The organism is Dinoroseobacter sp. S124A, from assembly GCF_049801015.1.
Classification (GTDB): Bacteria; Pseudomonadota; Alphaproteobacteria; order Rhodobacterales; family Rhodobacteraceae; genus Dinoroseobacter.
Genome location: NZ_JBNAGD010000004.1, coordinates 143,024 through 166,272 on the forward strand (window position 1 = coordinate 143,024; position 23,249 = coordinate 166,272).

Annotated in this window: 22 protein-coding genes and 1 riboswitch; of the genes, 16 read left to right on the forward strand and 6 right to left on the reverse strand. The window is 65.6% G+C overall.

Annotation, left to right across the window (positions count from 1 at the left end; translation table 11 throughout):
* Nucleotides 1-25 precede the first annotated feature (25 nt).
* Nucleotides 26-102, reverse strand: a riboswitch (SAM riboswitch).
* 127 nt (nt 103-229) lie between these two features.
* From ACP15I_RS11185 to ACP15I_RS11195, 3 genes are read left to right on the forward strand one after another with little or no spacing between them, the layout of a single operon-like run.
* Nucleotides 230-1,129, forward strand: a complete 900-nt coding sequence (locus ACP15I_RS11185) for an alpha/beta hydrolase (RefSeq protein WP_424975147.1) — start codon at nt 230-232, stop codon at nt 1,127-1,129.
* A gap of 30 nt (nt 1,130-1,159) precedes the next feature.
* Nucleotides 1,160-1,867, forward strand: a complete 708-nt coding sequence (locus ACP15I_RS11190; RefSeq protein WP_424975148.1) for a glutathione S-transferase N-terminal domain-containing protein — start codon at nt 1,160-1,162, stop codon at nt 1,865-1,867.
* Nucleotides 1,868-1,913: 46 nt separating this feature from the next.
* Complete coding sequence (locus tag ACP15I_RS11195; RefSeq protein ID WP_424975149.1) at nt 1,914-3,362, forward strand: TrkH family potassium uptake protein; 1,449 nt, start codon at nt 1,914-1,916, stop codon at nt 3,360-3,362.
* Nucleotides 3,363-3,368: 6 nt separating this feature from the next.
* Here ACP15I_RS11195 and ACP15I_RS11200 read toward each other — a convergent pair whose 3' ends face one another.
* Nucleotides 3,369-5,144 (reverse strand): serine protease, encoded by a 1,776-nt coding sequence (locus tag ACP15I_RS11200; protein ID WP_424975150.1) that lies wholly within the window; start codon nt 5,142-5,144, stop codon nt 3,369-3,371.
* Between the two features lie 156 nt (nt 5,145-5,300).
* On the opposite strand from ACP15I_RS11200, the gene ACP15I_RS11205 reads away from it, so the two are divergent.
* The 9 genes from ACP15I_RS11205 (at nt 5,301) to ACP15I_RS11245 (ending at nt 16,367) form a co-directional block, all read left to right on the forward strand.
* Nucleotides 5,301-6,233, forward strand: coding sequence for a glycine--tRNA ligase subunit alpha (locus ACP15I_RS11205; protein WP_424965773.1), 933 nt, complete (start codon nt 5,301-5,303; stop codon nt 6,231-6,233).
* Entirely contained in the window at nt 6,230-6,751 is a 522-nt protein-coding gene (locus ACP15I_RS11210; RefSeq protein ID WP_424965774.1) for a DUF6446 family protein, read from the forward strand. Before ACP15I_RS11205 ends, ACP15I_RS11210 begins: the two co-directional genes overlap by 4 nt.
* 84 nt (nt 6,752-6,835) lie before the next feature.
* A complete protein-coding gene (glyS, locus tag ACP15I_RS11215; RefSeq protein ID WP_424975151.1) occupies nt 6,836-9,055 on the forward strand; it encodes a glycine--tRNA ligase subunit beta in 2,220 nt (739 codons plus the stop codon).
* 178 nt (nt 9,056-9,233) lie between these two features.
* Nucleotides 9,234-11,822 (forward strand): putative PEP-binding protein, encoded by a 2,589-nt coding sequence (locus ACP15I_RS11220; RefSeq protein WP_424975152.1) that lies wholly within the window; start codon nt 9,234-9,236, stop codon nt 11,820-11,822.
* A gap of 220 nt (nt 11,823-12,042) precedes the next feature.
* Nucleotides 12,043-12,735, forward strand: coding sequence for a cell wall hydrolase (locus ACP15I_RS11225; protein WP_424965777.1), 693 nt, complete (start codon nt 12,043-12,045; stop codon nt 12,733-12,735).
* A gap of 89 nt (nt 12,736-12,824) precedes the next feature.
* On the forward strand, nt 12,825-13,679 hold the full coding sequence (locus ACP15I_RS11230; protein WP_424975154.1) for a dihydroneopterin aldolase: 855 nt from the start codon (nt 12,825-12,827) through the stop codon (nt 13,677-13,679).
* The gene (folP, locus tag ACP15I_RS11235; protein ID WP_424975155.1) at nt 13,676-14,689 is read left to right on the forward strand and encodes a dihydropteroate synthase; all 1,014 of its coding nucleotides are present in this window, start codon (nt 13,676-13,678) and stop codon (nt 14,687-14,689) included. Before ACP15I_RS11230 ends, folP begins: the two co-directional genes overlap by 4 nt.
* A gap of 16 nt (nt 14,690-14,705) precedes the next feature.
* Nucleotides 14,706-16,049 (forward strand): phosphoglucosamine mutase, encoded by a 1,344-nt coding sequence (gene glmM, locus ACP15I_RS11240; protein WP_424975156.1) that lies wholly within the window; start codon nt 14,706-14,708, stop codon nt 16,047-16,049.
* 165 nt (nt 16,050-16,214) lie between these two features.
* Complete coding sequence (locus tag ACP15I_RS11245; protein ID WP_424965781.1) at nt 16,215-16,367, forward strand: hypothetical protein; 153 nt, start codon at nt 16,215-16,217, stop codon at nt 16,365-16,367.
* Between the two features lie 67 nt (nt 16,368-16,434).
* On the opposite strand, the gene ACP15I_RS11250 is transcribed toward ACP15I_RS11245, so the two are convergent.
* Complete coding sequence (locus tag ACP15I_RS11250) at nt 16,435-17,028, reverse strand: hypothetical protein (RefSeq protein WP_424975157.1); 594 nt, start codon at nt 17,026-17,028, stop codon at nt 16,435-16,437.
* Between the two features lie 101 nt (nt 17,029-17,129).
* On the reverse strand, nt 17,130-18,152 hold the full coding sequence (gene ilvC, locus ACP15I_RS11255; RefSeq protein ID WP_424965783.1) for a ketol-acid reductoisomerase: 1,023 nt from the start codon (nt 18,150-18,152) through the stop codon (nt 17,130-17,132).
* A gap of 136 nt (nt 18,153-18,288) precedes the next feature.
* On the opposite strand from ilvC, the gene ACP15I_RS11260 reads away from it, so the two are divergent.
* The 4 genes from ACP15I_RS11260 (at nt 18,289) to ACP15I_RS11275 (ending at nt 20,924) form a co-directional block, all read left to right on the forward strand.
* Nucleotides 18,289-18,747, forward strand: coding sequence for an Lrp/AsnC family transcriptional regulator (locus ACP15I_RS11260; protein ID WP_424975158.1), 459 nt, complete (start codon nt 18,289-18,291; stop codon nt 18,745-18,747).
* A complete protein-coding gene (locus ACP15I_RS11265; protein WP_424965785.1) occupies nt 18,744-19,202 on the forward strand; it encodes an Lrp/AsnC family transcriptional regulator in 459 nt (152 codons plus the stop codon). Before ACP15I_RS11260 ends, ACP15I_RS11265 begins: the two co-directional genes overlap by 4 nt.
* Nucleotides 19,203-19,217: 15 nt before the next feature.
* On the forward strand, nt 19,218-19,592 hold the full coding sequence (locus ACP15I_RS11270) for a cupin (protein WP_424975159.1): 375 nt from the start codon (nt 19,218-19,220) through the stop codon (nt 19,590-19,592).
* 186 nt (nt 19,593-19,778) lie between these two features.
* Nucleotides 19,779-20,924, forward strand: a complete 1,146-nt coding sequence (locus ACP15I_RS11275; RefSeq protein ID WP_424975160.1) for an aminotransferase class V-fold PLP-dependent enzyme — start codon at nt 19,779-19,781, stop codon at nt 20,922-20,924.
* Here ACP15I_RS11275 and ACP15I_RS11280 read toward each other — a convergent pair.
* The 3 genes from ACP15I_RS11280 to ACP15I_RS11290 all read right to left on the reverse strand — a co-directional run bounded on the left by ACP15I_RS11280 (nt 20,910) and on the right by ACP15I_RS11290 (nt 23,219).
* Nucleotides 20,910-22,109, reverse strand: a complete 1,200-nt coding sequence (locus ACP15I_RS11280; protein ID WP_424975161.1) for a UbiH/UbiF family hydroxylase — start codon at nt 22,107-22,109, stop codon at nt 20,910-20,912. The two genes, ACP15I_RS11275 and ACP15I_RS11280, sit on opposite strands and share 15 nt — an antisense overlap.
* A 79-nt stretch (nt 22,110-22,188) precedes the next feature.
* Entirely contained in the window at nt 22,189-22,434 is a 246-nt protein-coding gene (locus tag ACP15I_RS11285) for a hypothetical protein (protein WP_424965789.1), read from the reverse strand.
* Between the two features lie 137 nt (nt 22,435-22,571).
* Complete coding sequence (locus ACP15I_RS11290) at nt 22,572-23,219, reverse strand: pyrimidine 5'-nucleotidase (protein WP_424965791.1); 648 nt, start codon at nt 23,217-23,219, stop codon at nt 22,572-22,574.
* Nucleotides 23,220-23,249 lie beyond the last annotated feature (30 nt).

The window sequence follows — 23,249 nt, forward strand, 5'->3', positions numbered from 1 at the left end:
GAAAAACCCCCGCAGCCGGACGGGCTCGGGGGGATCCGCGTCCTTTTAGCAGCTTGTTTTACGTGGCCTGCAATCCGGCAACAAATCACCACGGTGTCGCGGGTGTAGGGGCGTTGCGTGTGACGGTCAAGCACCGTCACGGAAGTCTAACGAAAGTTTCACGCCGGGTTCGTAGTCTCAGACTATCCGCCGTCCACAACATCTTGTGTATGCAGAGAGAGGGAGCCCCATGCCCGTTCTCAACCTGACCGTGACCCCTGAGGACATCCGCCCGGCCCAGAGCGGGCGAAGCCTGAATGCCGCGCTGGGCAGGGCCGCCGCCCGCGGCGACAGCACCGCGCCGATTGTCCTGCTGCTGCACGGGTATCGCTATTCCCCGCTGCGGGGCCCGAGCAATCCCCATGACAGCCTCTATGCCACCATGCCCTGTGCCCAGAGCCTGCCCAGGCGCAAGGGCTCCTGGCCCATGGCGCTGGGGTTTCGGGATGCGGAAACGGATCCCGGGCTCTGCCTGCCCGTGGGTTGGGACGCGCGCGGACGCTTTGCCGAGGCCTTTGGGGCCGCGGAACAGGTCGGGGCCCGGCTCGCGGCGCTGATCACGCGGCTGAACCGGCAATTCCCGGCCCGCCCGATCCATGTCATGGCCCATTCCCTCGGCGCGCGGGTGGTGCTTGCGGCCATGGCGCGGCTGCCGGGCGCGATGATTCAGCGGGTGATCTTGCTGGCACCGGCGGATCTGGCGGATCATGCCGAGACCGTGCTGGGATGTCCCGGGGCGCAGGGGGTCGAAGTGCTGCAGATCAGCCCGACGGAGAACTGGCTCTTTGACCGGCTGCTGGAGCAGGCCCTGCGCCGCCACCCGCAGGCGGGCCCGGCCCTCGGGCGGCGCCCGCCCGAGGCGGAACGCTGGGTGTCCCTGACCCTCGATTCCGATGCGGAGCTCGCCAATCTCGCCGCCCTCGGCCACGCGGTGGCCCCGCGCCACCACCGAGTCTGTCACTGGAGCGCTTATCTTCGGGACGGGGCGATGGATCTTTATTCCGCGCTGCTGACCGAACGGGGGCCGCGCGCCCTGCGCGAGCTCGCCCCGCCGCGCCCCCTTGCCAGCGGGGCCCCGCCCTCGCCATAGTCAGGCGGAGCATCCAAGGAGCCCCGCGCCATGACCCAGCCCATCGATCTCTATTTCTGGCCCACGCCAAACGGCTGGAAAGTGTCGATCTGTCTCGAGGAAATGGGCCTGCCTTACGAGACCCATCTGGTCAATATCGGGGCAGGGGACCAGTTCAAGCCCGACTTCCTCGCCATCGCGCCGAACAACCGGATGCCCGCGATCGTTGATCCGGATGGCCCCGATGGCGCGCCGATCTCGATTTTTGAATCCGGGGCGATCCTGCAATATCTGGCGCGCAAAACCGGGCAGTTCGGCGGCCCGACCGAACGGGACCGCATCGCCGTGGACCAGTGGCTCATGTGGCAGATGGGCGGGCTCGGCCCCATGGCCGGACAGGCCCATCACTTCCTGAAATACGCCCCGGCAATGGAGCCGCCCAATGACCTGCCCTATGCCAAGGACCGCTACCGGGCCGAGACCGGGCGGCTTTACGGGGTGATGGACCGGCAATTGGCCAAGCACGAATACCTCGCGGGCGACTTCTATTCGATTGCCGACATGGCGGCCTGGGGCTGGGCATCGCTCTGGGAAGGTCAGCAGCAGACGCTGGAGGACAAGCCCAACCTCGCCCGCTGGCTCGAGACCGTGGGCGCGCGCCCCGGCGTGCAGGCGGGCCGGGCGCTTCATGCCGAGAAACGGGCCGATTTCCGCAAGGAAAAGGACAGCCACGCCGCGCTCTTCAAGACCAAGAGCTGAGCGAAGCCGTTGACAGTGCGCCCGCGCCCGGCCAAGCCTGCGCCCCATGTTTGATCTGCGCCCCGTTGGATATGTGATCGGCCTGCTGGTGGCGGTGCTGGGGGCGTCGATGCTCTTGCCCATGGCGGCCGACCTGCTGGCGGGGAACGACCATTGGCCGGCCTTCCTGGAATCCGCGATCATCTCGGCGCTGTGCGGCGGGCTTATCGCCATTGCCTGTTCCAACGGGGTGGGCGAGCGGCTCAATATCCAGCAGACCTTCCTTTTGACCACGGGCGTCTGGCTCGCCCTGCCGATCTTCGCCGCGCTGCCCTTTGTCTTCGGCGCGACCGAGGCGCGCTATGTGGATGCGTTCTTCGAGGCGATGTCAGGCCTGACCACCACGGGCTCCACGGTGTTTTCCGGGCTCGAGAGCCTGCCGCCGGGGCTCCTGCTTTGGCGCGGCCTGATGCAGTGGTTCGGCGGGATCGGGATCATCGTCGTGGCCATGGTGTTCCTGCCCGAGCTGCGGATCGGCGGGATGCAGATCTTCCGCTCCGAAGGCTTTGACACGATTGGCAAGATCCTGCCCCGCGCCACCCAGATCGCGAGCCGGATCTCGGTGATCTATCTCGGGCTGACGGGGGTCTGCGCGCTGACCTATCTGGTGCTGGGCATGACGGGGTTCGATGCGGTGATCCACGCCATGACCACCGTCGCGACCGGGGGCTTTGCCAATTCCGACGCCAGCTTCGGCGCGTTTTCCGGCGCCATGGAATACGCCGCCGTGATCTTCATGCTGCTCGCGGCACTGCCCTTCGTCCGCTATGTCCAGATGCTCAGCGGCACCGCCCGTCCAATCCTGCAAGACGTGCAGGTCCGGGCGTTTTTCATGACGGTGACCACGGTCGTGCTGCTGATCGCGGCGTGGAAGATGACCATGATCGACCAGCCCAGCGAGACGAGCTTTCGCGAGGCGACCTTCAACACGGTCTCGATCCTCACCGGCACGGGCTATGCCAGCACGGATTACATGCTCTGGGGGACCTTCCCGGTCGTGGTGCTGTTCTTTGCCGGGCTGATCGGCGGCTGCGCGGGCTCAACCGCCTGTTCGATCAAGATCTTCCGGTACCAGCTGCTCTTTGCCTCGATCCTCGCCCAGATCCGGCGGATCCACTCGCCCAACGGCATCTTCACCCCGCGCTACGGGGGCAAGCCGGTCTCGGAGGATGTGCTCTCCTCGGTGATGGCGTTTTTCGTTATGTTCACCGTGTCGCTGGGCATCCTGTCGGTGCTGCTGGCGCTGACCGGGCTCGATTTCGTGACCTCGGTCTCCGGCGCGGCCACGGCGCTGGGCAATATCGGCCCCGGTCTCGGGGATGAGATCGGCCCGGCGGGTAATTTCGCCGGGCTGAATGACAGCGCGAAATGGATCCTCTCGGCCGCCATGCTGATCGGACGGCTCGAGCTGATGGTGGTCTTTGCGCTCTTTACCGTGCGGTTCTGGCGCGCCTGATCGGCCCTATTCCCAGCAGGAGACGAGCACCGTCAGGTTGCCCGCCAGCATCGCGAGACGCTCCGGCGGCAGGGACGGGCCCGCATCCCCGAGCGCGATCTCGACGCCCGCCTCTCCGAGCCAGCCGGCAATGGCGGCTGCATCCGTGGCGAAATGGACATCCCCCGGCAGGACCCGGCTGCCCGCCTCGGGACGCGGCAGCAACAGGCCCAGCACATCGCCCCGCGTGTCCAGAACCGGCCCGCCCGCATCGCCCGGTGCGACCTCCACGGCCAGCCGGTTGAGCTCGGCCTCGCCCTGCAACCCGCGCAGATCGGCAACCGTGCCAAAGCTCAGGGTCGGCGCGCCCAGAAGGCCCGCATAGGAATAGCCCGAGACCGCGATCTCGGATTGCAACCGGGCCTCGCCATCGCGGAACCGCGCGACGCTCATCGGGGCAACCCGCTCGCGCGGCGACAGGACCGCAAGGCCCAGACCCGCATCGGCCAGCCGGATATCCGCCTCGATCTCGTCACCGATGGTGACCCGCCCGCAGGCGCGCAGGGCCGTATCCGTGGTCAGGACATCCCCGGCGGCGGTGATGAAAAAGCCCGAAACCGCACGCAAAGGCTGCCGGATCTCAAGCCCTGAGAGCAGGTCGATGCGCTGTTCGGCCTCCGGATCCCCGGCGGCGGGGTCGAGCACGATGCCCTCCCGTGCGGTGAAGCTGCTGCGCATCATCTGGGCGGCGCGCTCCATCAGCCGGGCATCTGCCAGCGGCCAGACCAGGGTGAAGCCCTTGATCGCGCCATCCTCAAGTGCTGCATAGGTATAGGAGGCGATCTCGGCATTCGCCCCGCGGATCTCGAAGGACCGCTCGCCGCGCGACCGCGCGCCCTCGCGCGGGATCACTTCCAGAGTTTGCATGATCTCGTAAAGCCCGGCGAGGCCTGCGGGGCTGCCCTCTTGACTGATCAGCAGGGCCTTGCGCGCGCCGTCGCCCTCGTAATGGGCGAAGGGCGGCTCCAGCCGGTCGAACCGCACCATGCCCAGCGGCATGTCGAGCGCGATCCCGGTCTCGGCACTGACCACCGGGGCCATGCCGAGCGTGCTCAAGTCCGCCTGCCAATCGGCCAGCAGGCGCGCGCGCTGGGCGCTGGTCAGGATGCCCGTGACCTCGTCGCCCTGGGCGGTTTGATAGGCGGACATGGCGCGACGCGTGCCGGGTCCGAACGCACCGTCAATCGCCGCCGTGTAGTGTCCGAACCACTGCATCGCCTCCTGCAGGCGCTCCCGCGCCGGACGGTCGAGCGCCCGCTCGCTGGCCCGGGCCTGGGCAGGGGTTTCATCCGCCGGGGGCGGGGCAGGCGGCGTCACGGTCAGAACCGGGGCAACCGGGGCCTCGCCGGGAATGCCCGCGCCCCGCTGCTCCAGCGCCCGGAGTGGATCGGTCGTCGCCCGCTGACCCAACTGTCCCTGAGGCCAGAACGCGTCGCGATACCGGCTGCCATCGGCGATAAAGCTGTCATTCGGCACATCGCCAAGCGCGCGCAAGCGGCTCAGCGCCGCTGCGGCCTCATCGGGGCCGTAAGGTCCCAGCGCGATCGCGTACCAGCCCGATTGCAACCGGTATCCGGCCACATCGTTCAGACGTCCCGCATAGGCGCGGGCCCTGTCCTCGGCGGCGCTGAGGGTCGGTCGCGCCTCGATCTGGATCCAGACCTGCTCCTGCGCGAGGGCCCGCCCCGGCAGAAGGCTCATCCACATGGCCGCGAGGACCGCTATCACCAGACCTGTTCGCATCGCGCTGTATCTCTTCATTTTGCTTCGATTGCCCACATAGTGGCGATAGACCTACGCATTTCTGGTAAATGATGCACGCGGAACCGGGGCAGGCCGCGTTGACCCTGCCCGGGCTGTTGCCTATTGAGAACGCGGTTGAGATCAAAGGCACATCCCATGGACACCCCCCGCTCGTTTCAGGAGATCATTCTGCGGTTGCAAAACTACTGGGCGGCCAAAGGCTGCGCGGTGCTGCAACCCTATGACATGGAGGTCGGCGCTGGCACCTTTCACCCGGCCACCACCCTGCGCGCACTGGGCGACCGGGCCTGGTCGGCGGCCTATGTGCAGCCCTCGCGCCGTCCCACCGATGGGCGCTATGGCGAGAACCCGAACCGGTTGCAGCATTACTACCAGTATCAGGTGATCATCAAACCGAGCCCGCCCGACCTGCAGGCGCTCTATCTCGGCTCGCTCGAGGCGATCGGGATCGACGCCTCCCTGCATGACATCCGCTTCGTCGAGGATGACTGGGAAAGCCCGACGCTGGGCGCCTGGGGCCTCGGTTGGGAGGTCTGGTGCGACGGGATGGAAGTCAGCCAGTTCACCTATTTCCAGCAGGTCGGCGGCCATGACTGCCGCCCGGTCTCGGGCGAGCTGACCTACGGGCTCGAGCGTCTGGCGATCTACATTCTGGGCGTGGATCACGTGATGGACATGCCCTTCAACGACCCGGATGCGGCGATCCCGCTGACCTATGGCGATGTCTTCCGTCAGACCGAGGCCGAGTATTCCCGCTGGAATTTCGACCAGGCGGATACCTCGGTGCTGCTCAAGCACTTTGAAGAGGCCGAAGCCGAATGCGCCGCAGCCCTGAACGCGGCCTATGACGACCCCAAGACTGGCAAGCGGATCGTGATGGTGCACCCGGCCTATGACCAGTGCATCAAGGCCTCGCACCTGTTCAACCTGCTCGATGCGCGCGGGGTGATCTCGGTCACCGAGCGGCAGGCCTATATCGGCCGGGTGCGCGCGCTGGCCAAGGCCTGTGCCGATGCCTTTGTCGAAACCGAGGCCGGGGGCTGGACGCCCGCCGCCGCCGCGTCATGAACGGCGGCAAGCTGGTCGCAGGAGCGCTCGTGGGCTTTGCACTCATCTTCGGGGCGGTGGTCTATTACACCCAGGTCTACGCCTATTATGAACAGGTCGATGCCGAGCAGGTGACGATCCGGCTCACCCCCCTCGGGGGGCAGGACGCGCCCGAGGCGATGCTGGCTGAAGGGATCGAGGCGATCGACGGATCCTCCAGCCCGCTGCGCTTCCGCGCCTGTTTCCGCACGCCCGAAAGCCTCGCCCTGCTGACCGAGAGCTACGAGATCTACGACGATGCCGAGCCGCTTGTCGCGCCGGGCTGGTTCGACTGTTTCGACGCCGAGGCACTGGGCGAACAGCTCCGCGATGGCACGGCGATTGCCTTCATGGGCGAGAAGAACATCGATTTCGGTGTCGACCGCATCGTGGCCGTGACCGAGGATGGCCGGGCCTATGCCTGGCACCAGATCAACGATTGCGGTGAAAAGACCTATGACGGCACGCCCGTGGGCGATGCCTGCCCGACCCGCGACTAACCGCAGCCCGACCTTCCGGGGTTCGAACTGGACCCTTATCACGCGGGCCGCTAAACCCGCCCCGAACAGCCTTGGACGAGACCTATGCCGGACCTCCTGATCGAGCTTTTTTCCGAAGAAATCCCCGCCCGCATGCAAGCGAAGGCGGCTGAGGACCTGCGCAAGCGGGTGACGGATGGCCTGGTCGAGGCGGGTCTGACCTATGCCGGGGCGCGCGCCTTTGCCACGCCGCGCCGCCTGACACTGGTGGTGTCGGATATGCTGGGCGCCTCCGCGCCCGTCCGCGAGGAACGTAAGGGCCCCCGCGCCGATGCGCCGGAGAAGGCCGTGGCGGGGTTTTTGCGATCCACGGGGCTCGCGCTTGAGGATCTCGAGACCCGCGAGACGCCCAAGGGCGACGTCCTGTTTGCCGTGATCGAAAAGCCGGGCCGTCCCGCGGCCGAGATCATTGCCGAAGTGCTCGAGGCGACGATCCGCAACTTCCCCTGGCCGAAATCCATGCGCTGGGGCGCGGGTTCCCTGCGCTGGGTGCGTCCGCTGCATCGCATCCTCTGCGTGCTGCGCGACGAAGAGGGGAGCGAGATCGTCCCCCTGAGCGTGGACGGGATCGTGGCGGGCGACGTGACCGAGGGGCACCGCTTCCTCGCGCCGGGCGAGATCAAGGTGACCGGGTTTGACGATTACGAGGCCAAGCTGCGCCGGGCCAAGGTGATCCTCGATCCCGCCGAGCGGGCCGACCACATATGGGCTGATGCCACAAATCAGGCCTTTGCCTCGGGCCTCGAGGTGGTCGAGGATAAGGGATTGCTCGCCGAGGTGGCCGGGCTGGTCGAATGGCCCGTGGTTCTGATGGGGGAGATCGGCGAAGACTTCCTCGAGCTGCCGCCAGAGGTGTTGCAGACCTCAATGAAAGAACATCAAAAGTTTTTCTCGGTTCGGGATCCGAAATCCGGGAAAATTGTTCGATTTGTGACGGTGGCCAATAACGAGACTGCCGATGACGGGGCCATGATCCTGGCCGGTAACCGCAAGGTTCTGTCCGCGCGGCTCTCGGATGCGAAGTTCTTCTGGGAGAATGACCTGCGGGTGGCCAAGTCTGGCATGCAGACTTGGCGCGACGCGCTGGGCGCAGTGACGTTCCACAACAAGCTGGGCAGTCAGGAGGCGCGGATCGCCCGGATTGCGGATCTTGCCGCAGAGCTCGCGCCCCAGGTTGGGGCGGAGGCAGAGGCCGCGCGCCTCGCCGCCGGTCTCGCCAAGGCCGATCTCAGCTCCGAGATGGTCTATGAGTTCCCCGAGCTTCAGGGTCTGATGGGCCGCTATTATGCCGAGGCCGGAGGCTACCCGGCAGAAGTCGCCGCCGTCGCCGAAGAGCATTACCAGCCCCTCGGCCCCTCGGACGCGGTCCCCACCGCGCCGCTCAGCGTGGCCGTGGCGCTCGCCGACAAGCTCGACACGCTGACCGGATTCTGGGCCATCGACGAAAAACCCACCGGCTCCAAAGACCCTTTTGCGCTGCGCCGCGCTGCATTGGGTGTGATCCGGATGGTGTTGGAGAATGGGTTGAGATTACCTCTCTTACCTTTCTTTGAAGCGCAGCTGGTCCGCACTATGACCGTTGTGGTCGACCCAATTGCTGCGGAGGAACCCAACGACCTTCTGAGTGCCTTGGATGGAGCGTCTTCCTTTGATGAGACATTCAAAGCTGTTTGTGCTGAGCGAGGAGGTCTGCCCTCTACAGGCTTTCTTCTAATTGGCGAGCTTGCTCCTAAAAACTCCAACGATCTGCTGAGCTTCTTCCACGACCGCCTGAAGGTCTTCCTGCGGGATGAGGGCATTCGCCATGACGTGATCGACGCTTGCCTCGCTATGCCGGGCAATGACGATCTGCTGCTCGTGGTCATGCGGGCACGGGCGCTGTCCGAGGTGCTCAAGACCGAGGATGGCGAGAACCTGCTCCAGGGGTTCAAGCGCGCCAACAACATCCTGACCCAGGCCGAAGAGGCGGATGGGGTGGAGTATTCCTATGGCGCGGATCCGAAATTCGCTGAGAGCGCCGAGGAAAAGGCGCTCTTTGCGGCGCTGGATGCGGCCGAGGCGGCGATCACCCCAGCGCTCGAGGCCGAGGACTTTGCCGCTGCCATGAGTGCCATGGCCGGGCTGCGCGGACCGGTGGATGCGTTTTTCGAGGCCGTGCAGGTCAATGACGAGAATGCCATCCTGCGCCGGAACCGCCTCAACCTGATGAGCCGGATCCGCACGACCTGTGGCGCGGTGGCCGATCTGACCCGGATCGAGGGTTAAGCAGGCCCTACCGGACCGCGCGCCGGTGACCGACACTTGCCCGACAGATGTCCGACACCTGTCCGACGGGGTGCCGACGCCGGGTCTGACCCCACCGGGCCGCGCTGACATGCCCACTTTCGGGTAGTTGCAAATGCAACCACGCTGTCTATCGTAGCGCTAACAGGAGGACGCTGCGGTGCAGAAGAGCGCGCCATTTACCGAGATCACCCGGACTGTTGCGCTGTCGGCTGAAACCCACGGCCAGCGCGCGAAATGTGTCCAGCGGCTGATCCGTCTCGACATGCCGGTGCCCCATACGGTGGCGCTGAGCTTTGAGACCGTGCGCGCGATTGCGGCGGGGCAGATGTTCGACATGTCCGCCCTTCTGTCGAGCTTCGGCGCGGATCCGCTGGTCTCTGTCCGTCCGAGCCCCGAGCTGCAGGAATGGGGCGGTCCGTCCACGGTGCTCGATATCGGGATGAATGACGCCATGCTGCTCAGCCTGTCCGAGACCATCGGGTCCGAGGCGGCGCGGGCGATCTATTTGCGCTTCATCCAGTCCTTTGCGGTCGAGGTGGCGCGGCTCGATCCCGAGTTTTTCGGCCCGACCGAGCCCACGCGCGATGCGCTGACCGAGGCGTTGGCGGCCTATGAAGACGAGATGGAGGAGCCCTTTCCCCAAAGCCCCGCGGATCAGCTCGCCGCCGTACTGAAATCCATGGCGCGGGCCTGGGAAGGGACCTCGGCCCGGCTTCTGCGGCAGGCCAAGGGCGCACCGGTGGAGGCCGGGCTCGGGCTCGTGGTGCAGCGCATGGCGCTTGGGCTCGGCGCGCCCGAGAGCGGCTCGGGCGTGATCCAGTTCGTCAGCTCCGAGACCGGGCATCCGCAGATCACCGGGCGCTATCTCAGCCAGTCCCAGGGCCGCGACGCGCTGGCCCGCCGCAAGGAGGCTATGTATCTGTCGCGCGACCATCGCGGGCATTCGCTGGAGGAGGCCTGCCCAGAGGCATTTGCCGAGCTGCAATCGCTCAGTGACATCCTGCGCAACGGGCTGCGCGAGGAGATGCAGATCGAGTTCACCCTCGATACCGGGCGGCTGAGTGTGCTGGATGCGGTCAAGGTGCCGCGCAGCTCGCGCGCGGCGGTCCGGATCGCCGTGGCGCTCGCCGAGAGCGGGGTGATCAGCAAGGAAGACGCCCTGCTGCGGATCGAACCGCGCGCTCTGCCGGAGCTGCTGCACCGTCAGGTGGCGCTCGATGCGGGGCGGGACGTGATCGCCAAGGGCATGGCGGCAAGCCCCGGCGCGGCAACGGGGCAGCTGGTCTTTTCCGCACCTGCCGCGCAGGCCTGCGAGGCTCAGGAAGTGCCCTGCATTCTGGTGCGCACCGAGACCTCGCCCGAGGATATTCGCGGCATGCATGCCGCCGTGGGCGTGCTGACCGAGCGCGGCGGGATGACGAGCCATGCGGCGGTGATCGCGCGGGGGCTGGGCAAGCCCTGCGTGGTGGGCACGCGCGATATCACCTTGGATGCCAAGGAAAAAAAGCTGACCTCAGCGGATGGCCGGGTTTTTGCCGAGGGCGATACGGTCACCCTTGATGGCACGGCAGGGACCTGTCTGGCCGGGGCGCCGCGCCTGATGGAGCCATCGCTCGACGGGTCCTTCCGCACGCTCATGGCCTGGGCCGATCAGGCCCGGGATATCGGCATCCGGGCCAATGCGGATACGCCCGCCGATGCCGAGGTCGCCCGACGCTTTGACGCCGAGGGGATCGGCCTCTGCCGGACCGAGCACATGTTCTTCGACGAAGATCGCCTGACGGTGATGCACGAGATGATCTTTGCCGACACGGCCGAGGCGCGGGGGGCGGCGCTGGAGCGTCTTCTGCCGATGCAGCGCGAGGATTTCGTCCACCTCTTCGAGATCATGCGCGGCAAGCCCGTGACGATCCGGCTCTTCGATCCGCCTCTGCACGAGTTTTTGCCCACCTCCCGCGACGGGATCTGGAACTTGGCCGAGGCGCTGGATCTGCCGGTCTCGACCGTGACCCAGCGGATCGATGCGCTGAGCGAGTACAACCCGATGCTGGGCATGCGCGGTGTGCGGCTCGGCATCGCAATCCCCGAGATCTATGCCATGCAAGCCCGGGCGATTTTCGAGGCGACGGCGGATGTCAGCCTCAAAGGGGCGATCATCACGCCGGAGATCATGCTGCCACTGGTCTCGGCCCGGCGCGAGGTCGAGCTGATCAAGTCGAATATCGACGCGGTGGCGGCGGCGGTGCGCACCGAGCGGGGCACGCGCTTTGGCTACCGGCTGGGCGTCATGGTCGAGACGCCGCGCGCCGCGCTCAAGGCCGGAGAGATCGCCGAGATCGCGGATTTCCTGTCCTTCGGCACCAACGACCTGACCCAGATGACCTACGGCCTGAGCCGCGACGATGCGGGCCGGTTCATGGGCACTTATGTGCAGCAGGGCGTGTTCTCCGAAGACCCATTTCATACGCTGGATGCCGATGGCGTGGGCGAATTGCTTAACCTTGCCGCCGGGCGGGGCCGCTCCGTCAGATCTGATTTGACCCTGTCGATTTGTGGCGAACACGGGGGCGATCCCGATTCGATAGATTTTTGCCGAAAAGCGGGCTTTAACTATGTTTCCTGCTCACCGTTTCGGGTACCCGTTGCGCGCATGGCGGCTGCCCACCTTGCCCTGACCGAGGTTCCTGCCGAGAAAAAGCCACGGCGATTCAACATTTTGGGCAGAGTCCTGCGCAGCGGCGGGTGATGCAAAAAAGGCAAAGAACCGCCGACGTTGTCCATGCCGCATGACGCTGGGGTGGACGCTGCTGTCCCGATCTCTTAACAAACCGTTCGTCAGTGGGCTTATGCTGCATGCGCGAAGGTTTTCTGCACCTGCAAAGCGCATGAGAGGGGCTCTCTGTTAACGATACCGTGCATTGTGGGTCTGCTCCCGGAGTGTTGCGGCGCTGCGGATGAGGTTGGGTATGAAGCGCTTTTTGGATGTGAAACAGCTCGTTGCGACGGGTCTCGTCGTGATGTGCACTGGCATGGCGTCTGCGGATGTCACCGTCTCGACCTCCAACGCGCAGACCGCGACCCTCGATCTGGAGCTGCGCGGCCTGCTCGGTGCCGAGGAGGGTGGCCTGTCTGCCCTTGCACCGACGCGGCTCGAGGAGCTGGCAGCACCGGTTGAGGTCAGCCCCATGCCGGCAGAGCGGAAATACAGCCGCGAATGGATCAATTCCCAGCCGAAGGCCGAGGGTGGCGAAGCCTGGCAATGCCTGACCGAGGCGCTCTATTTCGAGGCACGGGGCGAGAGCATCAAGGGTCAGTTCGCTGTGGCCGAAGTCATCCTGAACCGGGTGGAATCGGCGCGGTATCCGAACTCGGTCTGTGGCGTGATCAATCAGGGCACGGGCCGCAAGTACCAGTGCCAGTTCACTTATACCTGCGACGGCCATCCGGAGCGGATCTCGGAGCCGCGTGCCTGGGACAGCGTGGGCAAGGTTGCAAAGCTCAGCCTCGAGACCGCCGAGCGGTCCCTGACCGACGGCGCGACGCATTATCATACGACGGCCGTGCGCCCGAGCTGGTCCAAGACCTATATCAAGACCGCCGAAATCGGTGTGCACCGCTTCTATCGTCAGTTCTATCCGAACCGGACTGCGTCGCGCTGACCCTCTGATTGGACGCGTTCCGTCTGTCCCAAGCGGATCTGCCTGTGCTAGCATCCGGCAGACCCCGAGCGCTTGAGGACGCCCTTTCCATGAATGACGAAACACGGCGCGCCTTTGCGCATCCCGAGATCCGCGCGGCGCATCTCGCGGAGGATGGACGTGACCGGATCTCCCTGCGGGATTACACGCTGGAGGTCGAGATCGGCGCGTTTCAGGCCGAGCGGGGCACGCGCCAGAAGGTTCGCTTCAACGTCGTGGTCGAGGTGCGCATGGCCGCCGAGACGCTGGGTGACGATGTGGACCGCGTGCTGTCCTATGACACGATCACCGAAGCGATCCATGCCTCTCTGGCCGAGGAACGCCTGAACCTGCTGGAAACCCTGGCCGAGCGTGTGGCCGACCGCATCCTGTCCGACCCCAAGGCCGCGCGGGCCTTTGTGCGGATCGAGAAGCTGGATCGGGGGCCCTATGCGCTGGGTGTCGAGATCGTCCGCACGCCCGAGGATGCCCAGCGGGTCAGCGACCCGGTGCCCCAGCCGAGGATCGTGCTGTTTTCTGACGAGATGATCGAGGCGACGACGCTGGCGCATCATCTCGACAGGTTGGAGCAAGGCGATGCGCCCGTGGTGCTCTGCGTCGGGCCTGCGCCCGGTGCGCGCCCGCAGGCCAGCCACCCTGCGGCGCAGCGGCGGATCGACCTGCTGGCGATTGAACAGAACGCCTGGATCCTCGCGGCGCGCGACCCGCGTTGCGTGGTGGTGGACAGCCGGACCGAGATCGACTGGGCCCTGCGGCAGGGGCAGATGACGGTCTGGGCCCCGGGCAAGATGCTGCTCGACGCCACGGATGGGCCCGTGCCCGAGGCGACGGATGCGCGTGGCATCGCCGAATGGCTGGCCGCGCGGCTGGATGCCCGCGAACTGGTGACATCCGAAGCCCCATGAGCCGTCCCTACTACCGTCCGATCCCAACGCTGACCCCTGGTGCCGACGCGCTGCAGCTTGCCGGTGGCTGGGTCTGGTTTGACCGGGTCGAGGTGCTGCACCGTGGCGGCCGCGCGATCCAGCTCGCGGCGGCGGAGCTTCCGGAGGCGGTGCGGACGCGCCTTTGCACCCCGCGGACCAACATTTCCGGCTTGTCCATGGACGTGCCGCAGATCATGGGCATCCTCAACACCACCCCGGACAGTTTCTCCGATGGGGGGCTTTTCGATGCCCCGGCGGCGGCGCAGGCGCAAGCCGAGCAGATGCTGGCCGATGGTGCGGATCTCCTTGATATCGGCGGGGAAAGCACCCGGCCCGGCGCGCAGGAAGTGGCCATCGCCGAAGAGATTTCGCGTACCGCGCCGGTCATCGCGGATCTGCGGGCGCGGGGGGTGGTGGCGCCGATTTCGATCGACACGCGCAAGGCGGCGGTGGCCGAGGCCGCAGCCAACGCCGGCGCGACCCTGATCAATGACGTGTCCGCCTTCGGGTTCGACCCGACCATGGCCGAGATGACCCGCCGTCTTGGCCTGCCGGCCTGCCTGATGCATGCCCAGGGCGCGCCTGAGACGATGCAGGACGATCCCCGCTACGAGGATGTGCTCTTTGATGTCTACGACGCGCTGGAGGCTCACGTGGACCGTGCCGAGGCGGCCGGGATCGCGCGTGCGGATCTGCTCGTGGATCCGGGCATCGGGTTCGGCAAAACGCTGGAGCATAACCTCGCCCTGCTGCGTGGGCTCAGCCTGTTTCACGGGCTGGGCTGCGCAATTCTCTTGGGCGCGTCGCGCAAGCGGTTCATCGGGACATTGTCGGCAACCGCCCAAGCGCGGGACCGTGTGGCCGGATCCCTTGCCGTGGCGCTGCACGGGGTCGCGCAAGGGGTTCAGATCCTGCGCGTTCATGATGTAAAGGAAACGCACCAGGCGCTTGCGCTCTGGCATCCGCTGACGCGGGTGGAGACAGGTTGAACGGGCAGGGGCTCTGATGGCACGGAAATTCTTCGGCACCGACGGCGTGCGTGGCACCGCCAATACCGCACCGATGACGGCGGAGTTCGCCCTTCGTCTCGGGGCGGCGGCAGGCCGCTATTTCCGGCGGGATCAGTCGGCGGCGCACCGGGTGGTGATCGGCAAGGACACGCGGCTCTCGGGCTACATGTTCGAGACCGCGCTGACCGCGGGCTTCACCTCGACCGGCATGAATGTGCTGCTGCTCGGGCCGATCCCGACCCCGGCGGTGGCCCTGCTGACGCAATCCATGCGGGCGGATGTGGGCGTGATGATCTCGGCCAGCCACAACCCCGCGGATGATAACGGGATCAAGTTCTTTGGCCCCGACGGCTACAAACTCAGCGATGAGGCCGAGACCCAGATCGAAGAGATCCTGAGCGGCGAGGTCATTCCGGCCCAGGCCAAGAATATCGGCCGGGCCAAGCGCATCGATGACGGGCTCGGGCGCTATATCGAGCGGGCCAAGCGGACCTTTCCCGCTCATCTCCGGCTCGATGGGCTGAAGGTGGTGATCGATTGCGCCAATGGCGCGGCTTACAAGGCGGCTCCGGCGGTTCTGTGGGAGCTGGGCGCGACGGTGATCCCGGTGGGCGTTTCGCCCAATGGCCGGAACATCAACCTCGATTGCGGTTCGACCGCGCCGCGCTCGGCAGCGGAAGCGGTGGTCGCCCATGGGGCGGATGTGGGGATCTGTCTGGACGGCGACGCGGACCGGGTGATGATCCTCGATGAGAATGGCGATCTGGCCGATGGCGACCAGATCATGGCGCTGTTTGCGACCCGCTGGGCCGCCCAGGGGATGCTGCGCGACAACACGCTGGTGGCCACGGTCATGTCCAATCTCGGATTGGAGCAATATCTCGAGGCGCTGGGACTGCGCCTGATGCGGACGCCGGTGGGGGACCGTTATGTGGTCGAGGCCATGCGGCGCGGGGGCTGGAACCTTGGCGGCGAGCAATCGGGCCATATCGTCATGACCGATTACGGCACCACCGGCGACGGGCTGATGGCGGGGCTGCAATTCCTGGCCGAGATGGTCCAGCAGGGGCGCTCGGCCTCAGAGCTCAAGCAGAGCTTCACGCCGGTGCCGCAGCTTCTGAAGAATGTGCGCTACGGGGTCGGGCAGGACCCGCTGGAGGCTGCCGCGGTGAAGGCCGCGATCCGCCAGGCGGAAACCGCGCTGGAGGGGACGGGGCGGCTGCTGATCCGGAAATCCGGCACCGAGCCCTTGGTGCGGATCATGGCCGAATGCCGGGACGAAACCTTGCTGGAACAGGTCGTGGACGACGTCGTGGGCGCGGTCGAAGCCGCCCTGTGATCCGGTATACGCGCTCAAAAAACCGGCAGGCGCGGCGGTTTTGAGCGCGGCTCTCGGCTTCGTGTTTGCACCGACTGCCTGAACCTGCGACATTTTGGAAAGGCGGATCTCGGGACCAATGCGCCCGCTGGCCGTCCTCGCAACTGGGTATAAGGGAGCTAAGGAATGTACTTTATTGGAATTGTGCTGCTGCTGGCCTTGCTGGCACTGTCCGTCTTCATGTTCATGAAGGATGGTATGGTGGCCATGAAAAACGCGGCCGAGCCGGATCCGGAGCCCGCCCCGGTCAAGGCTGAGGAGACCAGCTCGGACAGCTAGGACCTTGTCCTGACTCACAAAACCCGCCGATTTCGGCGGGTTTTTTCGTCGCGAAGGTATGGTGCTGTCAGGCGGCGCGCTTGCGCAATCGCGACGCGCCGGCCAGCCCGGCAAGACCCGCCCCCAAGAGCAGGATCGGTGCCGGCAGCGGAATAGGCGCCGTGTTGTCATCCGGGTCATCGCCGCCAATGATCTGCAACTGCTGCGTGGTCTGCCCGTCCAGGGGCGACGTCATGTGCAGGAAGGTCCAGTCGAACTCGCTGGCCTCGACCAGCGACTGGGAGATGCCCTTGAAGCTGAAGCTTTCGCCCACGGTGGTCGGTGTCCAGCCCGGTGTGATGCAGCTACCGTTGAAGCAAAGCTCCGGCCCGTTCACAAAGCCCGAGGACACCCCGGCGCGCGCGCCATCCGGCGTGTCGTGAAAGAAATCCGCGCCTTCGGCAAAGGCCGATGCCGCGCCCAGCACGCCAACACCGATCACGAACCAGTTGAAGGTCATTCCGGGCAGGAAGTCGCCATCCTCAATCGTGGTTCGAACCTCGAAATCATAGGCAAAAAGGCCGTTATCCAGCGCCTCGACATCATAGTTGAGGCGCAGCGGAACGGCGTGGGATGCGGTCGCAAAACACACAGTGAGCACAAAAGTAAGCAGGCGGACCATGAGAATCTCCAAATATGCTTAATTTGTATCACGATTATCGACAAAAGAGAAAGCCCCGGCAGAACCGGAGCTTTCGCAGTGACAAAGTCGAAACAGGGGACTCAGTTCTTCTCCTGGTCGACCAGTTTGCCGGCCGAGATCCACGGCATCATGCCGCGCAGCTGCTTGCCGACTTCTTCGATCTGGTGCTCGTCGTTCAGGCGGCGCGTGCCCTTGAAGAAGGGCTGACCCACGGTGTTTTCCTGCATGAAATCACGCACGAATTTGCCGGTCTGAATGTCCGTAAGAACCGCTTTCATGCGGGCCTTGGTCTCGTCATAGGGCAGAACGCGCGGACCCGAGACATACTCGCCATACTCGGCGGTGTTCGAGATCGAGTAGTTCATGTTCGCGATGCCGCCTTCGTAGATCAGGTCCACGATCAGCTTCACCTCATGCAGGCACTCGAAATAGGCCATCTCGGGGGCGTAGCCCGCCTCGACCAGGGTCTCGAAGCCCATGCGGATCAGCTCGACCAGACCACCGCAGAGCACGGCCTGCTCGCCAAAGAGGTCGGTTTCGCATTCCTCGCGGAAGTTGGTCTCGATGATGCCCGAACGACCGCCACCGATGGCGGAGCAGTAGGACAGGCCGATTTCCAGCGCGCGACCGGTGGCGTCGGTGTCCACGGCCACGAGGCAGGGCACGCCGCCGCCCTTGGTGTATTCGCCGCGCACGGTGTGACCCGGGCCCTTGGGCGCCATCATGATCACGTCCACGCCGGGCTTCGGCTCGATCAGGCCGAAATGCACGTTCAGACCATGGGCAAAGGCAATCGCGGCGCCTTCGCGGATATTGTCATGGACGTATTTCTTGTAGGTCTCGGCCTGAAGCTCATCGGGCATGGTGAACATGATCACGTCACACCATGCGGCGGCCTCGGCAATCCCCATCACCTGCAGGCCTTCGCCTTCGGCTTTCTTGGCCGAGGCCGAGCCTTCGCGCAGGGCGACGACGAGGTTCTTGGCACCGCTGTCGCGCAGGTTCAGCGCGTGGGCGTGGCCCTGGGAGCCGTAGCCCAGAATGGCGACCTTCTTGTCCTTGATCAGGTTCACATCGCAATCGCGATCATAGTAAACGCGCATGTCTCACGTCCTCGTTGTTATATGTTCTCCGCCGCGCACCATACGGGCTCTGGCCCGAGGTGCGAGCAGGACACGCATAGAAAATCGCGCATTGGCGAAATTGCTATTCGTGCAGATGTCGATTACTGATCCAGTCATGCAAATCGATGATGTGGATCGCCGCCTCTTGCGGTTTTTTCAGTCCCAGCCCGGGGCGAGCGCGGCGGAACTGGCCGCGCTGGTCGGGCTGCCCAAAGCGACCTGTTGGCGGCGGCTGGAGAGGTTGGAGGCGGCGGGCGTCATTGCCGGTGTCGAGGCGATCATCGACTGGCGGGCGCTGGGTTTCGCGGTGGAGGTCGCCCTGCGCATCACGCTGGACAAGACCGAGCGCAACGCCTTCGATACTTTTCTGGCTGCGGCCCGCGAGGTGCCCGAGGTCACCGAGATCCAGACCTTTCTGGGCCGGGTGGATGTCCGGCTCAACGTGCTAGCGCGGGATATGGCCCATTATCAGGAGATCTATCGCAGCCGGATCCTCAACCTGCCGCATATTCTCGACATCGAGCAGCTGATGCTCATCTCGGATGTCAAAACCGACGAGGCGCTGCCCGTATGATCGATCTGGATCCGATTGACCGCAAACTGCTGCGCGCGCTTGGCCAGGACGCGCGTCAGACCGCCGGGGCGCTGGGCCGCAAGCTGGGGCTCAGCCAGCCCGCCACCTGGCGCCGGATCAAGCGGCTGGAGGATGCAGGCATTCTCAAGGGGCGCCGCCTGCGCCTGAATGCCGAGGCATTGGGGTTCGGGGTGACCGTGTTTCTGGGCGTGAAACTGGCCACCAAGGGCCGGGTCAGTGTCGAAGATTTCGAGCGCGCGGTGACCGCCATTCCCGAGGTGCAGGTCGTGCAGCACGTGCTTGGGGCCTATGACTACCGCCTGCGCGTGGTGGCGCGCGACATCTCGGATTTCGAGAGGGTCCTGCGGCGGCGGATCATGACCTTGCCGGGCGCTGGCGAGGTTGAGGCAAATGTGCTTTTGTCCGAGGAACGCCGGGCAGGCCCGCTTGGCTAGGTTTGGGAAATCAGCATGAAATACTTTGACCTCTTCGCGGATGGAGCGGGCGAGAGCCATTGGAACGACCTAGACGTCGCCCTCGCGGAAAAGACCTTTGCCCCGCCCGCCGAAGCGATCGAAATCTCCGAGACCGCGCCCGCCACGGGCATGCTGTTTCTGCGGCTGCGGGCGGGGTGGGACGAACCGATCCATCCGACCCCGGTCATCCAGTCGCTGATCTGCCTGCGCGGCGCCGTGCGCGTGACCGCCAGTGACGGGACGACCCGCGACATTGGACCGGGCGATGTCTGGCGCATGGCCGACACCCATGGCAAGGGCCATCACACGCGGGTCACCAGCGAGGACGACTTCGAATGCGTGATCGTCCAGCACCCGACACCGGAGTGACCCGGCCCGGCGGGCCGCCCCCTGCGCAGCCCGCCAAATGCCCTGAAATCCGTCTCCATGTTTCCGATCTGCGTCGCGCGTGGCGGTTGCGACGGAAAAACCCGTTCTTTGGCGCCAAGTCTGTTCTAAGTTCCCCGTGACATCGGATGCGCCCCGTTGCATGCCGGAGCCCGAGAGGAGACTGCCATGACCGCTTTGCTCGATACTGTCGATCCCGACGGCCTGTTGGAATACTCGGTGGTGTTCACCGACCGTTCGCTCAATTCCATGAGCGCCACGTTTCAGGAGGTGATGCGCGACATCCACGGGATGCTGTGCGATGTGTATAACGCCGACCATGTGGCCGTCGTGCCCGGCGGCGGCACCTATGGGATGGAGGCCGTGGCCCGCCAGTTCGCTACCGATGCCCATGCGCTCGTGGTGCGGAACGGCTGGTTCTCCTATCGCTGGAGCCAGATCTTCGAGGCGGGGGGCTTCACCTCCGAGACCACGGTGATCAAGGCCCGGCAGGTCGGCAATGGGGCCACCGCGCCCTTTGCGCCGGCCCCGATCGAGGATGTGGTGACCCGGATCCGCGAGACCCAGCCCGATGTGGTCTTCGCCCCCCATGTGGAAACCTCGGCGGGGGTGATCCTGCCCGATGCCTATATCACCCAACTCGCCGCAGCGGCCCATGAGGTCGGCGCGCTGATGGTGCTCGACTGTATCGCCTCGGGCTGTGCCTGGGTGGATATGAAGGCGACGGGCGTCGATGTCCTGATCTCGGCCCCGCAAAAGGGCTGGTCCGCCTCGCCCTGCGCCGGGCTCGTGATGATGTCCGAGCGGGCCGTGGCGCGGCTGGCCGAGACGCAATCCAACAGCTTTGCCATCGATCTCAAGAAATGGGTGTCGATCATGGATGCCTATCTCGGCGGCGGGCATGCCTATCACGCGACCATGCCGACCGATGCCCTGCGCGCCTTCCGCGACACGATGCTGGAGACCCGTGACTACGGGTTCTCACGCCTGAAAGAGGCGCAATGGGCGCTGGGCACCCAAGTGCGCAGCCTCCTGTCCGAGCGGGGCTTCCCGTCGGTGGCCGCCGAGGGCTATGGCGCGCCGGGCGTGGTGGTGGTCTACACCGATGACCCGGCCCTGCAGAACGGGTCGAAATTCGCGGCCCAAGGGGCTCAGATCGCTGCAGGCGTTCCGCTGCAATGTGACGAGCCGCCGGAGTTCCGGACATTTCGGATCGGTCTTTTCGGGCTCGACAAGCTCTATGACGTGGACAGCGCGGTCGCGCGGTTCCGCGAGGTGCTCGACAAGGCGACCGCGCCCCTAGCGGACGCCTAGGCCCAGCTGCATCAGCGATTTGCGCACGGGGGCGAGGCCGTAGAGCGCCTTGAGCCCCTGTGCCCGCGCATCCCGCAAGGGTTGCGCCGCGGCCATGGAAGCGCGGTTCAGCATGTCGATCCCGGCGATGCGCGTGCGCACATCCGGATAGCGTTTTCGGTGGTACTGGGCGAGCATCTCGGGGCTGCCGAGGGCGTCGCGATTGGCCTCCGCCAGATCCAGAAGCAGCCGCAGATCTGCCAGCGACATGTTCAGACCCTGCGCGCCAATCGGCGGCACCACATGGGCGGCCTCGGCCATCAGCGCGGTGCGCTCGCCCGAGAACCGCTCGGCGATCTGGCTGATGATCGGCCAGACCGAGCGGCGCGACACAAGGGTCAGATGCCCCAGCAACCCGGTGGAGCGTGCGTTCATCTCGGCCTCGAACTCCGGCACGGGCAGGGCGGCGAGGCGCTGGGCCTCGGGACCGCGTTCCATCCAGACGATGGCCGAGCGCGGCTGGCCGTCGAGATCCGGCAGTGGCACGAGGGTGAAGGGACCGCCCGAGCGGTGGATCTCGGTCGAGACACTGTCATGGGGCAGGGGGTGGGTGACGGCGAAGGCCAGGGCCTTCTGCCCGTAGCGGGTGGTCTGCACATCGATCCCGAGTGCCTCGCGCACCGGGGAGTTGCGGCCATCCGCAGCGATCAGCAGTTGCGCCGAGACCATGCTGCCATCGGTCAGCCGCACGCGCGCCTCGGTCGCCCGGGTCAGCACGTCCGCCGTCCCGATGCCCGCGCGAAAGTCGACATTCGGCAGCTCGGTCACCCGGGCCAGCATCTCGCGGCGCAACAGCCAGTTCTGCAGGTTCCAGCCAAAGGGCTCATCCGAGATATCCTCGGCATCGAAGGCCTTTTGCACCCGGGCCACGGGCTCCGGGCCGCCCGCATCGATGATCTGCATGACCTGCAGCGGTGCGGCGAAGGGGGCGAGACGCTCCCAAAGCCCGGCGCGGGCCAGTACATCGCGAGAGGGTTGCAGGAACGCGGTTGTGCGCAGATCCGCATCCGCCGCGTCGCCCTCGGTCACGGGCGGGGCGGGGTCCACGACCACCACGTCAAAACCGGCCGTGCCAAAGGCGGCGGCGGCGGACAAACCTGCCACGCCGCCGCCGGAAATCAGGATATCAGTGCGTGTGGGCTGCATGCTCGGACCTCCGTGGTTGGGTTACACCTAGGCGTGTCTCCCCCGCGGGCCAAGCGGCATTTCGTCCCCGTGCGCGGGATCAGCCGCGGCTGATCGTGATCAGCACCGCGTACATCACGGCCACCATGGTCAGCGCACCGATGATCAGACCGGCATAGCCGAAGATCGCCGTGGCACCGCCCCAGAGCGCGATGATCGTCAGGGCAAGGCCAATGGCCTGGAATTCGTCGTTGGAAACCGAGATGTCAAAGCGCGAGGCTTTCTTTGCCGTCTTGGTTACAGGCGTGGCAGGCGAAAGCGGCGCATTGGTCGAAATCGTCGTCATGTCAGGTCTCCGAAATGTCAGGTGGGTCGTCTATCGCAAACCTGCCGTGCGCAGGCGAGACGGCGTCTTGCCGCAGTGCAGCAAAAGGCATAAAATAGATATGTGTTTATGCGCGGATTACCAGTGTCGCCCGGTGGTTAATTGCCGAGCGCCTGCAGGAACCTGCCCAGATCATCCGTGTGATGGTGAATGTGATCCGCAGGGGCCGGATCCGGCGCCACATGCACGGTCTGCATGCCCATGGCGTGGGGCACCTGCAGGTTCCGTGTATCATCCTCGAACATCGCGGCGCGGTTCGGCTGCACGCCGGCCTTGGCAAAGACAGTCTCGAAGGCCGCGCGCTCTGGCTTGGGGCGGAACCCTGCATGCTCGACCCCGTAGACCGCGTCGAAGATCCCGCTCAGCCCCCGGTGCTGCAACACCCGCTCGGCATAGGGCGCAGAGCCGTTGGTATAGACGATCTTGCGCCCGCCGAGACTGCGGACCTGCGCCGCCAGATGGGGGTCGGGTTCCAGCACCGAGAAGTCGATATCGTGGACATCCGTCAGGTACGGGGCCGGATCCACGTCATGGACATCCATCAGCCCGGCGAGCGTTGTTCCGAACCGCGCCCAATACTCTGCGCGCAGCCGGTCGGCCTCGGCCTCTGCCACATCCAGCACGCGCATCACATAGGCCGTCATCCGCGTCTCGATCTGGTCAAAGAGGCGCATATGCGGCGGGTAGAGCGTGTTATCGAGGTCAAACACCCATGTCTCAACATGGGCAAAGCGATCTGCAACCATGCGGGATATCTAGGCTTTCCGGTCTTGCGC

Bases quoted from the DNA above. Each gene is read 5' to 3' on its own strand.
- ACP15I_RS11185 (WP_424975147.1), top strand. From the start codon at position 230: ATGCCCGTTCTCAACCTGACCGTGACCCCTGAGGACATCCGCCCGGCC.
- ACP15I_RS11190 (WP_424975148.1), top strand. From the start codon at position 1,160: ATGACCCAGCCCATCGATCTCTATTTCTGGCCCACGCCAAACGGCTGG.
- ACP15I_RS11195 (WP_424975149.1), top strand. From the start codon at position 1,914: ATGTTTGATCTGCGCCCCGTTGGATATGTGATCGGCCTGCTGGTGGCG.
- ACP15I_RS11200 (WP_424975150.1), bottom strand. From the start codon at position 5,144: ATGCGAACAGGTCTGGTGATAGCGGTCCTCGCGGCCATGTGGATGAGC.
- ACP15I_RS11205 (WP_424965773.1), top strand. From the start codon at position 5,301: ATGGACACCCCCCGCTCGTTTCAGGAGATCATTCTGCGGTTGCAAAAC.
- ACP15I_RS11210 (WP_424965774.1), top strand. From the start codon at position 6,230: ATGAACGGCGGCAAGCTGGTCGCAGGAGCGCTCGTGGGCTTTGCACTC.
- glyS (WP_424975151.1), top strand. From the start codon at position 6,836: ATGCCGGACCTCCTGATCGAGCTTTTTTCCGAAGAAATCCCCGCCCGC.
- ACP15I_RS11225 (WP_424965777.1), top strand. From the start codon at position 12,043: ATGAAGCGCTTTTTGGATGTGAAACAGCTCGTTGCGACGGGTCTCGTC.
- ACP15I_RS11230 (WP_424975154.1), top strand. From the start codon at position 12,825: ATGAATGACGAAACACGGCGCGCCTTTGCGCATCCCGAGATCCGCGCG.
- folP (WP_424975155.1), top strand. From the start codon at position 13,676: ATGAGCCGTCCCTACTACCGTCCGATCCCAACGCTGACCCCTGGTGCC.
- glmM (WP_424975156.1), top strand. From the start codon at position 14,706: ATGGCACGGAAATTCTTCGGCACCGACGGCGTGCGTGGCACCGCCAAT.
- ACP15I_RS11245 (WP_424965781.1), top strand. From the start codon at position 16,215: ATGTACTTTATTGGAATTGTGCTGCTGCTGGCCTTGCTGGCACTGTCC.
- ACP15I_RS11250 (WP_424975157.1), bottom strand. From the start codon at position 17,028: ATGGTCCGCCTGCTTACTTTTGTGCTCACTGTGTGTTTTGCGACCGCA.
- ilvC (WP_424965783.1), bottom strand. From the start codon at position 18,152: ATGCGCGTTTACTATGATCGCGATTGCGATGTGAACCTGATCAAGGAC.
- ACP15I_RS11260 (WP_424975158.1), top strand. From the start codon at position 18,289: ATGCAAATCGATGATGTGGATCGCCGCCTCTTGCGGTTTTTTCAGTCC.
- ACP15I_RS11265 (WP_424965785.1), top strand. From the start codon at position 18,744: ATGATCGATCTGGATCCGATTGACCGCAAACTGCTGCGCGCGCTTGGC.
- ACP15I_RS11270 (WP_424975159.1), top strand. From the start codon at position 19,218: ATGAAATACTTTGACCTCTTCGCGGATGGAGCGGGCGAGAGCCATTGG.
- ACP15I_RS11275 (WP_424975160.1), top strand. From the start codon at position 19,779: ATGACCGCTTTGCTCGATACTGTCGATCCCGACGGCCTGTTGGAATAC.
- ACP15I_RS11280 (WP_424975161.1), bottom strand. From the start codon at position 22,109: ATGCAGCCCACACGCACTGATATCCTGATTTCCGGCGGCGGCGTGGCA.
- ACP15I_RS11285 (WP_424965789.1), bottom strand. From the start codon at position 22,434: ATGACGACGATTTCGACCAATGCGCCGCTTTCGCCTGCCACGCCTGTA.
- ACP15I_RS11290 (WP_424965791.1), bottom strand. From the start codon at position 23,219: ATGGTTGCAGATCGCTTTGCCCATGTTGAGACATGGGTGTTTGACCTC.